Genomic DNA, 13,440 nt, shown 5'->3' on the forward strand with positions numbered 1-13,440 from the left:
TCACTCACCTCGTCTCGGCCGAACGCCGACGAAACTAGTTTGGGGAAACGTATGACCGACAGCACTTCCAACGGTGATCGGCGCAATCTCGATTCGCGACCGATCTCGGATCCGACGCAGTTTCCCGATCTGCCGGTCACGGTCGTTCTCGACCGAATTCCGGTTCCGATCCTTGCGGTCGATCCCACCGGTGCCATCGTGTTCGCGAACGAGGCCTTCGACGATCTGTTCGGTCTCGACCGCACCGAGCGGGAGGACTTCCACCTGCACGACATCTTCCCCGACCGGGCACCGGAGGGCGTCAACGTCGCAGACATGTTCCTCACCACGGTGGCCACGCGCGCAGATTCACTGTGGCGGATGACCGACAAGACCGGCGATATCGTGCAGGTGCGCGCCAGCAAGTCGATCCTGCGTCGCACCGAGGACACCATCGTGCTCGTCGCGTTGGAGGACTTCACCGATCAGCTGTGGAACGACCCCAAGAGCGCCTTGCGCTGACGCGCGGCACACGTTCTTCCCCGAACGACGAACGGTGTACGCCGGCGGATCATTCGCCGGCGTACACCGTTGCTCTGTTTCCGCCCGCGTGCTTGGACTCGTACATCGCCGTGTCGGCGTCGAGCAGCACGTTGTGGACCAGGTCGGCACCGACACCGGACTCGGCGGCGGTGGACCATCGGCCGCCGTCCAGCAGGGCCACCCCGACACTGACCGTCACCGGCACGTCGTCCGCCGGGTCGTGAATCGATTCGAGAATGTCGTGGGCTACGCGGTGCACGGTTGCGTCGTCGGCCGGTATCGCAATGGTGAACTCCTCACCGCCGGTGCGTGCGACACACGGGCGGGCACCCGTGACCGCGGTGAGCCTGCGGGCCGTGCGGCGCAACACCCGGTCCCCCACCGCATGGCCGTAGGTGTCGTTGACTCGTTTGAACTGGTCGAGATCGAGAACCATCAGCGCAACCGAGCGCTCCGCGTCCAACGAGTTCATCATGCGGTGAAGCCGCAACTCCAGTCCGCGTCTGTTGAGGAGGCCGGTCAGCGAGTCCGTGTTGGCGAGATCGAGCTGGCGCTGAATCACCGCCCGGAACGCGAGCACCGAGTTGACCACCAACAGAGTTGCCAGGGTCCTGGCGACCGTCGACGCCAGATCGTGCGTGTCCTCGGCGAACGCCAGGGCTGCCAGGGCCCCGACCACGGCGTTGACGAACAGCATGTGAAACGCGAGCACTCGCCGTCTGGAGAAGTAGACGATGTAGATGCCGATCACGGCGAACAGCGCCGCGGCGTTCAGTGCCAGGTCGTGGCCGGTGAAGGAGAGCAGCATCATCGCCACGCCGACGTCGGCGTACACCACGAACCACCCGGGCATGTGCGACGCGTCCGACGAGCGCAGTAGCCACCACGCGCCCACCGGCACGGTCGAGATCAGCACCAGTGCGCAGGCCAGTTTCGCCGCAGTGCCCGCGGGCCCGTCGGCGGAGAGCATCGCGACGCCGCCGATCAGGCCGAACGACGGAACCAGGGCTGCGATGCCCAGTGCGACACGTCGTTCGAGCCGCACCGAGCCCATCCGATCTCCGGCTGGCACCGCGCCCCTCCCTCCAGTCCTGGCAGTTCGAGCATCCGCGTGGGGTGTCTACCCGTCACCCCTCGGGCAGAAGTCGACGACGAGAAACAACCCCCGTTGTCGGCCGTCCACTCGGCCGCCAGCAGCTCAGACGTTACCGGCGCGCCGCTCGGGCAGGTCCGGCCTGATCAATTCGTAATCGGTCAAGAAACGATCGAGCAACGTCACGAGCGATTCTCGGTCCACCCGTGTCCACCCCTCGATGACCCGTCCGAGATTGTCGGTTCGCCGTTGCTGGATCGCCGCCGCCGCTTCCTGACCCGACTCCGTCACCGCGAGCACGAACGCTCGACCGTCACGTTTGTCGGGAAGCCGCTCGACGTGCCCCCGTTCGACCAGCTGAGCCACCTGCCTGCTCACCGTCGACGGATCGGAATTCACCATGGCGGCGAGTTCACTGGACCGCATCGGTCCGTCGCGCAGGAGCCTGAACAAGCATACGTACGCGGCACCGTCGACACCTCCCGAAGACGAGATCGCGGCGATGTTGCGCTCACGCAGGCGTTGCAGTCGAACCAACTGCGTGCCCAGTTCCTCGGCGAACTCGACCACGTCAGTTACCGGTGAACTGCGCCGGTCGCTTCTCGAACACCGAGGTGATCGCCTCGGTGAGGTCGTGCGAGGCGAGGAAGGCGGCGTTCCAGGCCGCGACGTAACGAAGCGAATCGTCGACGCCGGAGGATCGGGAATGATCGAGCACGGTCTTGATGCCCTGAACCACCAGAGGCGGATTGGCAGCGATGGCGGCGGCGCATTCGCGAGCTGCGGCGAGAGTGGCGTCGTGGTCCTCGAACACGTCGTTGACCAGACCGATCTTCTCGGCGCGCGCGGCGTCGATGTCCTTGCCCGTCAGGGCGAGCTCACGCATGTGGCCGTCGCCGATGATCGCGGGCAGTCGGGCCAAGGACCCCATGTCCGCGACGATCGCGACCCGCACCTCGCGCACGCTGAACTTCGCGTCGGCGCTCGCGTAGCGCACGTCCGCGGCGGTGATGAGGTCGACGCCACCGCCGATGCACCAGCCCTGAACCGCTGCGACGACGGGTTTGCGGCAGTCCGCAACCGCGTTGATGGCCTTCTGCATCGTCTTGATGGTGTCGTGGAACGACGTTCGGGGACCGGCCAGTGCCTTGTCGGCCATCAGCGGACCGAACGTGCCTGCCATCGCGGCGAGGTCGAGTCCGTAGGTGAAGTTCCTACCCGAGCCCGCGAGCACGACTGCTCGAACCTCGGGATCGGCGTCGAGCTGCGCGAACAGCTCGGGGCTTTCGCTCCAGAAGTCCGGGCCCATGGCATTGCCCTTGCCCGGTCCGAGAAGTGTCACGTGTGCGATGTGGTCCGCGATCTCCACGGAGAAGGCTTGCCAGGTTCGTTCCGTCATGCCTGCGAGCCTAGCGGCAGCGTCGCACAATTCTGCATCGCATGTTACGGCGCGTAACGTCTGCGCTAAGTCCCTGCTCAGCTCTGGTACATACGTTCAATCGCGCCCATCATCGACTCATGTTGATGCATCAGGGACTCGGCCTGGAGACGTTCAACGATCTGCCGCGCCGCAAGGCGGTGCATGCGCTGTACGAGTGCTGTTGCTCGGTGGCGTGGGCGTCGAAGGTGGCGGACGGCCGCAGGTACCGCTCTCGCACAGACCTGTACTCCGCAGCCGACGCGGAATTGACCGAGCTCTCGGACGGCGATGTGGATTCGCTCGCCGCGACGCTGCCGGAGCCGAGCAAGGTGTGCGCGGCCATGGACACCGCCACTCGCGGGGCGCTGGGAACTGCGGCCAGGGCGTACGAGGACCGGTTCGGCTACCCGTACGTGTCGAGTCCGTTGTTCGAGCCCGAGGGTTTCGAGCCACGCGACATTCTGGTCGATCTGGGCCATCGACTCGACAACGACGATCAGACCGAGCGCAAGGTGATGCGCGACGAGCTGGCGAAGATCAACCACATCCGATTGGATCGCCTGCTGGGGCCCGAAGGCGGTTGGCCGGAGTACTGAGATCGGTCGGGATCAGCCGAACAGGCCGACGACGCGACCGATCAGTCCACCGGCGATCAGGATCGCCAGCAATGCCACGACACAGATGACGACGATCGGCATCACCCGGCTGCGCTGCGGGGGCTCGTGGTTCGGGCCGCCGATTCCGGTTTCGGCGGGCGGAGTATCTCCCGGGGTGACCCCGCCTCCGGCTTCGAGTCCTGTGGTGACGTCGGGGTCTGGATTCTGAGCATTCATCTTCTGCGGTTACCCGGTGCGGTGTCCCTCAACCGAGATGTGTCCTGGCTATCGCTCCCGCGAACAGTTCGGACACCGCGTCGGCGATGACACCCTCGTCGATCTCCTCGGGATCCACCGAATGTTCGACGGCCAATCCGGAGATCAATGCCGCCAGTGACGTCGCGAGGCGTCGGGCATCGAAGTTCTTGCCGACGCCCCACCGGTGCGCGTTGTCGGCGATGAGGCGTTCGAGTTCGCCGCGCAGTGCGCGACGGTCGGTGCGATAGCGCTCGGCGACCGCGGGGTCGCGTCCGGCGAGGATGCCGAATTCGACGGTCAGCAACGGCCACCGGGGTTCGGCCACCACCCAGGACGCGATTTCGCCGCCGCCGGCTCCTGCCGCTGCACCGGAGTCCAGATCGGATACGTGGGCCAGCACGCGGGCGGCGAGGTCGAGGGAACGCCGGGCGAGCAGTTCGGCGAACAGTGCTTGTTTGGATTCGAAATTGGAGTAGACGGCCCCCTTGGTGAAGCCCGCCCGATCTGCGATGTCGGTGAGTTTCGCTGCGGCATAGCCACGTTCGGTGAATTCGTCGGCTGCCGCGGCGAGCAGTCGGTCCCGTACGTCGGTGCGCTGGGGTCGTCGCCGGTCCTGTGTCGACCCCCACTTTTCTTGCTCGTCGGCATTCACGATACCTAGAGTATTGAATACCTCGGGTATCGACAAGATTCAGGAGTCACCCATGCGCAAGATGTCACTGCTCGCCGCCGCGGTGCTGGTACTACAGCTCGGCTTCATCCTCAGCTACGTCTCGGCCTTCCATCAGCCGACGCCGCACGCGATCCCCATCGCCGTGGTCACCGAGTCCGGCCTCCCCGAGGGGCTGGACCAACAGACCGCCGACCGCCTCGACGCCATCGACGGCACCCCGCTCGCGGCACGCACCGCAGCCGATACCGCGGAGGTCCGTGCACTGCTGCGCGACCGAGACGTTCTCGGGGCGTACGTCGTCGGTGCCGACGGAACGGACACCCTCATCACCGCCGGCGCAGCGGGCAGTTCGGTGGCCACCGCACTCGAGTCGATCTTCACCGAGGTGGACGCCGCGCAGGGGCGCCAGTTCGTGGTCCGCGACGAGATTCCGGTCGGCGTGCACGACAACCGCGGACTGTCCGGCTTCTACCTCTCGGTCGGCTGGGTCGTCGGCGGGTACCTGCTGGCTGCCGCTTTCGGACTGCTCATCGGCGCACCGAACTCGCGCCGCGAAACCTGCGTCCACGTCGGCATTCTCGCGGTGTACGCGGCCGCATCGGGTGCGCTCGGAGCCTTCCTCACCACTCATGTCATGGAAACCTTTGCCGGCCACTGGTTTCCGCTCACGCTGCTGGGTACCGCGGTGGTCTTCGCCACCGGACTGTTCACCATGGGTCTTCGTGCACTGATCGGCGTCGCCGCGGTTCCCGCCGCGATCGTCCTGTTCGTGATCCTCGGAAATCCCAGCGCGGGAGGCGCTTTCGGGGCAGACGTCCTTCCGTCGCTCTACGCTTCGATCGGTCGGTGGATCACCCCGGGCATCGGCACCGAGGGCGTGCGCAGCATCGTCTACTTCTCGGGCACCGGGTTGGGGCAACCCGCACTCGGCCTGACGTTCTACATCGTGATCGGCGCACTGCTGATGGGCGCGGCAGCAGTGCGTCGCCGGTCCACACACAACCCGGTGACCCCACGCGCAACCAGTAAAGTGTGATCCCATGACCGCCAACTTCCCCTTGCCACTGCCCGATCTCGCCGTCCGCACACTCGGAGGCGCAGTCGTGTGGGCGAACGACGAGACGTTCGCGGAGAAGGAGAATCTCGTCCGGCCCGGCAAAGCCGACTACTCGACGGCGACGTTCGGACACAAGGGCCAGATCTACGACGGGTGGGAGACGCGACGCCGACGCGAGGCCGGCTACGACGAAGCGATCGTGCGTCTCGGAGCGCCCGGGGTCGTCTCGGCAATCGTCGTCGACACCGCGTGGTTCACCGGAAACTATCCGCCGGAGATCTCGATCGAGGCCGCCGAGGTCGACGGTTTTCCCTCACCGGAAGAGCTTCACACCCAGACCGAGTGGACCACCATCGTCCCGCGCAGCCCGGTCAACGGCGACAGCGAGAACAGGTTCGCCGTTGCCTCCGATGTGCGGTGGACGCACGTGAAGCTGTCGATCTATCCCGACGGCGGAGTGGCGCGGTTGCGGGTGCTGGGCCGCGGCAAGCCCGACCCCAAGTTCCTCGCTGCCGGGCCGGTGGATCTCGCTGCACTCGAGAACGGCGCGTACGTCTCGGCGTGCTCCAACATGTTCTACAGCTCACCCAACAATCTGTTGTTCCCCGGACCGCCACGGTCGATGGGTGAGGGCTGGGAGACCTCGCGTCGACGCAACGACGCGAACGACTGGGTTCAGGTGCAGCTCGCCGGTACCGGGCACATCTCTCTCGCCGAGCTCGACACCACCTGCTTCCTCGGAAACGCGCCCGGTGCGGCATCGCTGCGGGGCCGACTCGGCGACGGCGAATGGATCGAACTGTTGCCGCGCACGACGCTGCAGCCCGACACCCGGCATCGCTTCGTCCTCACCCACGACACCCCGGTCTCCGAGGTGCGAATGGACATCTTCCCCGACGGCGGGATGGCGCGATTGAGACTGTTCGGTGATCTCGACGCGGGAGTGGAGCCTGCAGGAACGACTCCGGGATAGAACAGCGTAAACGGTCGCGGGGCAATAGGGTTGGTTCATGTCCCGGCTACTTCATCCGAATGCAGCCCATGTGGCCGACACTCTGATTTCACGTGGTCATCACGGGGTGGTGGTCAATAGCCCGGAGGGCACGCACACTGCCGCCGACGCTGCCGCAGCGCTGGGCGTCGAGGTGGGTGCGATCGTGAAATCGATGGTGTTTCTACTCGACGACGAGCCGGTGTTGCTGCTGGTGTCCGGTGCCCACAATGTTCATCTCGAGCACACCGGCGAACGGCTGGGCGGGACGTTGATGCGCGCGCCTCTGGACACGGCCAAGCATGCAACCGGGCAGCCGATCGGGGGGATCGCACCGGTCGGCCACCCCACCAACCTCGACACGTTCGTCGACCAGGATCTGGCCGGGTACGCCGAGGTGTGGGCGGCCGCCGGTCACACCAACACGATCTTTCGGTCCACGTTCACCGAGTTGGTGCGCATCACCGCAGGTCTGGCGATCGACGTCACCTGAGCACTGCTCACCGGGCTCAGGACGCGAGCGTCGGGGCGATCGGTGTGCCGAGGACCGCGTCGACGACGTCGATGTCGAGTCGGGTGCCGCGGGATTCGAGCAACGGCAGTACCCCGTTGTTGATCAGAACCGACTGGCGAGCGACATCGCCGAGCACTGTCAACGTCACGCCGTCCGCCACATCAGCCGCAGTGACATCTGAGATCAAACTGGCCAATCCCGCCGGTGTTCCGACGTAGCGGATCGACGACGGGCCGACCGGCGCGTCGAGTGCAGCCAATTCCCGACGGGCCGTCCTGGCATCGGCCGCGATGTGGATCTCGAGGTCGAGAAACACTGCGGTGCTGTCGGCAGATTCGCCGCGCTCGGCTGCCTCGGCCCGTACGCGAGCCAGGTGCTGCTGGGATTCCCGCAGGTCGGAGGCCTGGATTCGGACTACGTCCCCGTCCGGTGACACGGTCAGTTCGGTCCAACCTGCAGAGAATTCGACGGCGACGCGGGTGGAGTTGTGCGACATGAGTGGTGGTCCTGGTTCTAGAAGTCGGTGAACGCATTCGGTCGGAGCGGAGCCGAACTCGAACACGACCCGGACGCAGTGCGGCACAGATCCACGTATCTGTTGCACCAGTGACGGTTGCCCGTCCACACGACACTCACGGTCATGACGCCATGCTAACGGCCTGCGGGGCTGCACGGGGATCCAACCCCGGCGGCCCCATCGGCCAGCTCGGGGAAGGGCCGCGGGTCGGGTACGGGGTTCCACCAGCCGGCGTCCTCCGCGTAGTGCCAGTTCGGTCCCGACTCGACCAGGGCGGCGAGGGCGTCGACGAGTCGGTCCACATCGGCCGACGAGCTGCCGAGGCCGATACTGGCTCGAACCGCTCCGGCCGCGTGCCCCAGCCTGCTCAGCAGGGGGTGTGCGCAGAACTTGCCATCGCGCACGCCGATTCCGTGTTCGGCGGACAGGTACGCAGCCACCTCACCGGGATCGCGCCCGGCAACGGTGAAGGTGACGATGCCGACACTGTCGGGCGCATCGGCCCAGACCTGGAGCTGCTCGACGCCGTCCAGCGCTGCCAGGCCGCCCCGCAATCGCGAGGACAGCTCGTGCTCGTGCGCCTGGAGCTCGGCATCGTCGAATCCGGCGATGGCCTCGCAGGCCGCAGCGAGAGCCACAACGCCGAGGACATTGGGGGTGCCCGCCTCGTGCCGCTGCGGCGCCGGGGCCCAGTCGGTGTGGTCGATGCCGACGCTGCGCACCGCGCCGCCGCCGGCCAGGTGCGGTTCACCGGCGTCGAGCCAATCACGTGCGCCCACAAGCACTCCCGCGCCGAACGGGGCGTAGAGCTTGTGGCCGGAGAACGCGAGGTAGTCCACGCCGAGTGCGGCGATGTCGACCCGCCGATGCGGAACCAGCTGGGCACCGTCCACCGCGATGCGTGCGCCGTGCCGGTGCGCCAGAGCGGCGAGTTCGGCGATGGGCAGCACCTCACCGGTGACATTGGAAGCACCCGTGATCGCCAGCAGTGCAGCAGGTTTCGCGGCGAGCTCGGCGTCGAGCCGCGTGATGGTCTCGGCCAGGGTAGACGCCGCCACCACCACTCGTCGATCACGCCACGGGAGGAGATTCGCGTGGTGTTCGATGTCGAGTACCACGGTCTCACCCGGCACGCATGCGGCCAGCAGATTGAGCGAGTCGGTGGTGTTCCGCGTGAACACCACCACCGAATCCGTCTGCGCACCAACGAAATCAGCGACGGTCACCCTGGCCTTCTCGTACGCCGCCGTCGAGACCCGCGAGGCGTAGCCGGCACCGCGATGGACACTCGAGTAGAACGGCAGCAGTTCCGCGATCCGATCGGTCACCGCGTCCAGTGCCGGCGCGCTGGCGGCGTAATCGAAGTTTGCGTACGTGCAGGTGCCGCCCTGGACCAGCGGTACCTGCAGATCCGTGCCCGAAACAGGGGTAAAAGGAGCACAGGGGCGGGAAAGTACAGATGTCATGACAGATCAAGCCCTCACGTTCGAGGGACCCGCAACCGAAGGATGTGGTGAACGAGTCCGCGCTTGCCGCGCCGGTTTTCCGGCGTCGGCCTGGTCGTCACCCGGAGCACCCCACCGCGGAGGAGGGTTGCCGACCAGCTAGCCGGGGCTTGATGCTGGTACTCGTGACCGTGGAAGAGACACTCGCAAACTCGCTGCGGTTTTGTCAAGCCGGGACTCGCCCCTGGGCCGCAGTAGGATTTCCGCGGTGGGAAGGCGCGCTCGTTCACCTGCTGGCAAACAGAACGTGAGATAACCAACGGCGCTGCTGCTCGCCAGCACCACAGAGCCACTTGCCAACGCAGAGTTACTTGCAAACGAATGAGAAGGACGCCCGGTTGTCTGTGCATCAAGAGAACGATCTGCCGGGTTCGAGCGCGGACATCGCACCTGCCCCGGCGGCGTTTCTTCGCTCGCCCCAGGCTCCGCCCGCACGCACGCTCATCGACATTCTCCGCGACACCGCCCATCGTTTTCCCGACGCACCCGCGATCGACGACGGTGCTGTGTCGGTCAGTTACTCGGAGTTGTTGGACGACATCGCCGAGGGCGCTCAGTGGCTCGCCAATGCCGGTGTCAGGCGCGGCGATCGCGTCGGCATCCGCATGCCGTCGGGCTCCTTCTCGCTCTATGTCGCGATCCTGTCGATCCTGCAGGTCGGTGCCGCCTACGTGCCGGTGGACGCGGACGATCCCGAGGAGCGCGCCGAGTTGGTCTTCGGCGAGGCACAGGTGACGGCCATCGTCACTGCGGGCGGAATCGCCGCCGGTACTGCCCCCAAGCAGGACATACCTCACCACGACCTTTCCGAACACAATGCCGGACCGCCCACCCCGCAGGACGACGCGTGGGTCATCTTCACCTCGGGTTCGACGGGCACCCCCAAGGGCGTTGCCGTCAGTCATCGCAACGCGGCGGCGTTCGTCGATGCCGAGGCCCGCATGTTCCTGCAGAAGGATCCACTCGGTCCGGGCGATCGAGTGCTGGCCGGCCTGTCGGTGGCGTTCGACGCGTCGTGCGAGGAGATGTGGCTGGCGTGGCGGCACGGCGCGTGTCTGGTTCCCGCGCCCAGGTCTCTGGTGCGGTCCGGCTTCGACCTCGGCCCGTGGCTCGTCTCCCGCGACATCAGCGTCGTGTCGACCGTGCCCACGCTGGCGTCGCTGTGGCCCGCGGTGGCTCTGGAAGCGGTGCGGCTGCTCATCTTCGGCGGCGAGGCCTGCCCGCCGGAGTTGGCCGAGCGGCTCGCCGTCGAAGGCCGTGAGGTCTGGAACACCTACGGCCCCACCGAGGCGACGGTCGTCGCCTGTGCGGCGATCATGGACGGCAAGGGCCCGGTCCGGATCGGGCTCCCCCTCGACGGGTGGGACCTCGCTGTGGTCGACGGCTCCGGCAACCCGGTGCAGGTCGGCGAAGTCGGTGAACTGGTCATCGGGGGCGTCGGACTCGCTCGGTATCTCGATCCGGCCAAGGACGCCGAGAAGTACGCGCCCATGCCGTCCCTCGGGTGGGATCGGGCGTATCGCAGCGGCGATCTGGTCAAGCTCGAGCTCGAAGGTCTGTTGTTCCAGGGCCGCGCCGACGACCAGGTCAAGCTCGGCGGTCGACGCATCGAGCTCGGCGAGATAGACAATGCGCTGCAAGCACTTCCGGGCGTCGGCGGTGCGGCGGCCGCCATCCGCAAGACGGCAGCCGGAAACTCGGTGCTCGTCGGATATCTCGCGAGCACCAACCCGGATTTCGATCTCGAAGCCGCTCGCGAGTTGCTCGCCGAACAGTTGCCTGCGGCCCTGGTCCCGCGCCTGGCGTTGGTCGACGAGATGCCAACGCGCACCTCGGGCAAGGTCGACCGCAATGCGCTGCCGTGGCCCTTGCCCGGCATGGCGGGGGCCTCCTCGCTCGGCGGCACGGCGGGGTGGGTGGCCGAACTGTGGACCAACATCCTCGGCGCGCAGGTCTCGGACGAGAACGCCGATTTCTTCGCCAACGGTGGCGGTTCGCTCTCGGCCGCCCAATTGGTGACGGCGTTGCGCGAGCGGTTCCCCGAGATCACCGTCGCGCAGCTCTACGACCACCCACGGCTGGGTTCGCTGGCGCAGTATCTCGACGACCTGAAGCCGGTCGTCGAGGCCATTCCTCGCGAGGTCGCCCCGACGTCGCGCACCGCGCAATGGGCGCAGATCGCGGCAACGGTTCCGTTGACCACCCTGACCGGCTTGCAGTGGGTCACCTGGCTCGGACTGCTGTTCAACGTCATGTCCTGGTTCGGCGACGTGTCCTGGGCTCCGAGGCTGTCGTGGTGGTGGATTCTTCTCGCCTTCGTCTTGTTCATCACTCCGGTCGGTCGCATGGCGATCTCGGTGATCGGATCTCGCATCCTGTTGGCGGGCTTGAAACCGGGCGCGTACAAGCGCGGCGGGAGCATGCACATAAGGCTCTGGGCCGCAACGCGATTGACCGATGCCAGCGGTGCGTCGAACCTGTCGGGCGCACCGTGGATGGTCTATTACGCACGCGCGCTCGGTGCCAAGATCGGCAAGGGCGTCGACCTGCACACCCTGCCGCCGGTCACCGGCATGCTCGAGCTGGGTGACGGCTGCTCGATCGAGCCCGAGGTGGACCTGTCCGGGCACTGGATCGACGGCGATCTCGTCTACATCGGCGGCATCGAGATCGGTGCCGGGGCCACCGTCGGTGCCCGCTCGACGCTGCTGCCCGGCACCAAAGTCGGCAAGAACGCGGTCGTGACGGCAGGCTCCGCCGTCGTCGGACGCGTGAAAGCCGGTCAGATGTGGTCCGGTTCGCCGGCCCAGAAGGTCGGTAAGGCCGATCATCCGTGGCCCGCGGAAACTCCACCGCGCGCCACCCATTGGGTCTTCGCGTACGGCGTCGCGTCGTTGTTTCTGTCCGGCATGGCACTGTTCTCGATCGGCGTCAGCCTGGTGCTGATGGGCTGGTGGATTCACACCGCCGACTCCGTGCTCGACGCCTTCGAACGTGGTCTGGTGATGTTGCCCGTCGCGACGCTGGTGTCGTTGGCGGTGTTCGCGCTGATCACCGTCGTCGCGGTGCGGGTGCTCAGCATCGGCCTCGTCGGCGGTTACCACCCGGTGCGCAGCCGCATCGGCTGGCAGGTGTGGGCCACCGAGCGCCTGATGGACTCGGCGCGCACGTTCCTGTTCCCGCTCTACGCGTCGCTGTTGACGCCGCATTGGCTCCGGCTGCTCGGCGCGAAGATCGGTAAGGACGTCGAGGCGTCGACGGTGCTGATGATCCCCAAGTTCACCACCGTTGCCGACGGCGCGTTCCTCGCCGACGACACCATGGTCGCCAGTTACGAACTCGGCGGCGGCTGGATGCATCTGGGCGACGCCAAGGTGGGCAAGCGCGCGTTCCTCGGCAACTCCGGTATGACCGGTCCGGGTCGAACCGTCCCGAAGAACGGTCTGGTCGCCGTGCTGTCCGCCACTCCCGACAAGGCCAAATCCGGCTCGTCGTGGCTCGGTAGCCCGCCGGTGCGGCTGCGTCGGGCCGCCGGTAGTGCGGACTCGTCGCGCACGTTCGATCCGCCGCGCAAGCTGAAGGTCGCCCGCTCGCTCGTCGAGACGTGTCGGTTGATTCCCGTCGTCGTGACGTTCGGTATCGGGCTCGGAGTGCTGTTCTCGCTCACCGCGCTCGCCGACGCCGTCGGGTACTGGTTGGCGGCGTTGCTCAGTGGCGTCGTGTTGCTCGTCGCCGGTTTCGTGGCCGCTGCGGTGTCGGCGCTGGCGAAGTGGTTGTGGGTGGGCCGGATCGGCAAGACCGATCATCCACTGTGGAGTTCGTTCGTGTGGCGCAACGAGGTGGCCGACACGTTCGTCGAGACCGTTGCTGCGCCGTGGTTCGCGCGCGCCGCCGAGGGCACCGCGGTGCTGAACATGTGGTTGCGGTGGCTCGGTGCCGATATCGGCCGCGGAGTCTGGTGTGAGACGTACTGGCTTCCCGAGGCCGATCTGGTGACATTGGCCGACGGTGCGACCGTCAACCGAGGGTGCGTTGTGCAGACGCACCTGTTCCATGATCGGATCATGTCCATGGACACGGTCGATCTCGGCAGAGGCGCAACACTGGGACCACACTGTGTCGCGCTGCCGGCCGCGGGAATCGGTGACGGTGCGACGGTGGGGCCTGCCTCGCTGGTGATGCGCGGTGATACGGTTCCCGCGCATACTCGTTGGCAGGGCAATCCGATCGCGCCCTGGGCCAAGGGCGATCCCTTCCCGCGCATCCGCGACGACCGAAACGAGGGGTGATCTTT

13 protein-coding genes and 1 riboswitch are annotated in these 13,440 nt (G+C 66.7%); of the genes, 6 read left to right on the top strand and 7 right to left on the bottom strand.

Annotation, left to right across the window (positions count from 1 at the left end; genetic code table 11):
• Positions 1 to 51: 51 nt before the first annotated feature.
• A complete protein-coding gene (locus CH251_RS14340; protein ID WP_032395173.1) occupies positions 52 to 501 on the top strand; it encodes a PAS domain-containing protein in 450 nt (149 codons plus the stop codon).
• 49 nt (positions 502 to 550) lie between these two features.
• Here the strand turns inward: CH251_RS14340 and CH251_RS14345 are convergent, their stop codons facing one another.
• From CH251_RS14345 to CH251_RS14355, 3 genes are all read right to left on the bottom strand, one after another.
• Positions 551 to 1,594 (bottom strand): diguanylate cyclase, encoded by a 1,044-nt coding sequence (locus CH251_RS14345; RefSeq protein WP_256979072.1) that lies wholly within the window; start codon positions 1,592 to 1,594, stop codon positions 551 to 553.
• 126 nt (positions 1,595 to 1,720) lie between these two features.
• Positions 1,721 to 2,185 carry a MarR family winged helix-turn-helix transcriptional regulator gene (locus CH251_RS14350; protein WP_094613731.1) on the bottom strand — a complete coding sequence of 155 codons (465 nt, stop codon included), beginning with the start codon at positions 2,183 to 2,185 and terminating at the stop codon, positions 1,721 to 1,723.
• Position 2,186: 1 nt separating this feature from the next.
• Positions 2,187 to 3,014 carry a crotonase/enoyl-CoA hydratase family protein gene (locus CH251_RS14355; RefSeq protein ID WP_094613732.1) on the bottom strand — a complete coding sequence of 276 codons (828 nt, stop codon included), beginning with the start codon at positions 3,012 to 3,014 and terminating at the stop codon, positions 2,187 to 2,189.
• Between the two features lie 119 nt (positions 3,015 to 3,133).
• Between CH251_RS14355 and CH251_RS14360 the strand changes: the two genes are divergently transcribed.
• Positions 3,134 to 3,631 (top strand): 2-oxo-4-hydroxy-4-carboxy-5-ureidoimidazoline decarboxylase, encoded by a 498-nt coding sequence (locus CH251_RS14360; protein ID WP_094613733.1) that lies wholly within the window; start codon positions 3,134 to 3,136, stop codon positions 3,629 to 3,631.
• Between the two features lie 12 nt (positions 3,632 to 3,643).
• Here the strand turns inward: CH251_RS14360 and CH251_RS14365 are convergent, their stop codons facing one another.
• Positions 3,644 to 3,868 carry a DUF6480 family protein gene (locus CH251_RS14365; RefSeq protein WP_032395178.1) on the bottom strand — a complete coding sequence of 75 codons (225 nt, stop codon included), beginning with the start codon at positions 3,866 to 3,868 and terminating at the stop codon, positions 3,644 to 3,646.
• Between the two features lie 28 nt (positions 3,869 to 3,896).
• Positions 3,897 to 4,541, bottom strand: coding sequence for a TetR/AcrR family transcriptional regulator (locus tag CH251_RS14370; protein WP_094613734.1), 645 nt, complete (start codon positions 4,539 to 4,541; stop codon positions 3,897 to 3,899).
• Between the two features lie 52 nt (positions 4,542 to 4,593).
• On the opposite strand from CH251_RS14370, the gene CH251_RS14375 reads away from it, so the two are divergent.
• Genes CH251_RS14375 through CH251_RS14385 form a run of 3 tightly spaced genes read left to right on the top strand, consistent with a single transcriptional unit; the run spans position 4,594 to position 7,103 of the window.
• Positions 4,594 to 5,598: a hypothetical protein gene (locus tag CH251_RS14375; protein ID WP_094613735.1), complete on the top strand. Its 1,005-nt coding sequence runs from the start codon at positions 4,594 to 4,596 to the stop codon at positions 5,596 to 5,598.
• Between the two features lie 4 nt (positions 5,599 to 5,602).
• Positions 5,603 to 6,592 (top strand): allantoicase, encoded by a 990-nt coding sequence (alc, locus tag CH251_RS14380; protein WP_094613736.1) that lies wholly within the window; start codon positions 5,603 to 5,605, stop codon positions 6,590 to 6,592.
• 37 nt (positions 6,593 to 6,629) lie between these two features.
• Positions 6,630 to 7,103: a YbaK/EbsC family protein gene (locus tag CH251_RS14385; RefSeq protein WP_094613737.1), complete on the top strand. Its 474-nt coding sequence runs from the start codon at positions 6,630 to 6,632 to the stop codon at positions 7,101 to 7,103.
• A 16-nt stretch (positions 7,104 to 7,119) separates the two neighbouring features.
• On the opposite strand, the gene CH251_RS14390 is transcribed toward CH251_RS14385, so the two are convergent.
• Entirely contained in the window at positions 7,120 to 7,620 is a 501-nt protein-coding gene (locus CH251_RS14390) for an LLM class flavin-dependent oxidoreductase (RefSeq protein ID WP_094613738.1), read from the bottom strand.
• Positions 7,621 to 7,775: 155 nt separating this feature from the next.
• Entirely contained in the window at positions 7,776 to 9,107 is a 1,332-nt protein-coding gene (locus CH251_RS14395; protein ID WP_094613739.1) for an aminotransferase class V-fold PLP-dependent enzyme, read from the bottom strand.
• Between the two features lie 54 nt (positions 9,108 to 9,161).
• A riboswitch (SAM riboswitch) is annotated at positions 9,162 to 9,277 on the bottom strand.
• Between the two features lie 213 nt (positions 9,278 to 9,490).
• On the opposite strand from CH251_RS14395, the gene CH251_RS14400 reads away from it, so the two are divergent.
• The gene (locus CH251_RS14400) at positions 9,491 to 13,435 is read left to right on the top strand and encodes a Pls/PosA family non-ribosomal peptide synthetase (RefSeq protein WP_256979076.1); all 3,945 of its coding nucleotides are present in this window, start codon (positions 9,491 to 9,493) and stop codon (positions 13,433 to 13,435) included.
• Positions 13,436 to 13,440: the final 5 nt, after the last annotated feature.

This window comes from Rhodococcus sp. 06-462-5 (assembly GCF_002258315.1).
In the GTDB taxonomy this organism is placed as follows: Bacteria; Actinomycetota; Actinomycetes; order Mycobacteriales; family Mycobacteriaceae; genus Rhodococcoides.

Coding starts and splice junctions, on each gene's coding strand:
- CH251_RS14340 (WP_032395173.1), top strand. CDS start 52: ATGACCGACAGCACTTCCAACGGTGATCGGCGCAATCTCGATTCGCGA.
- CH251_RS14355 (WP_094613732.1), bottom strand. CDS start 3,014: ATGACGGAACGAACCTGGCAAGCCTTCTCCGTGGAGATCGCGGACCAC.
- CH251_RS14360 (WP_094613733.1), top strand. CDS start 3,134: ATGTTGATGCATCAGGGACTCGGCCTGGAGACGTTCAACGATCTGCCG.
- CH251_RS14365 (WP_032395178.1), bottom strand. CDS start 3,868: ATGAATGCTCAGAATCCAGACCCCGACGTCACCACAGGACTCGAAGCC.
- CH251_RS14375 (WP_094613735.1), top strand. CDS start 4,594: ATGCGCAAGATGTCACTGCTCGCCGCCGCGGTGCTGGTACTACAGCTC.
- alc (WP_094613736.1), top strand. CDS start 5,603: ATGACCGCCAACTTCCCCTTGCCACTGCCCGATCTCGCCGTCCGCACA.
- CH251_RS14385 (WP_094613737.1), top strand. CDS start 6,630: ATGTCCCGGCTACTTCATCCGAATGCAGCCCATGTGGCCGACACTCTG.
- CH251_RS14390 (WP_094613738.1), bottom strand. CDS start 7,620: ATGTCGCACAACTCCACCCGCGTCGCCGTCGAATTCTCTGCAGGTTGG.
- CH251_RS14395 (WP_094613739.1), bottom strand. CDS start 9,107: ATGACATCTGTACTTTCCCGCCCCTGTGCTCCTTTTACCCCTGTTTCG.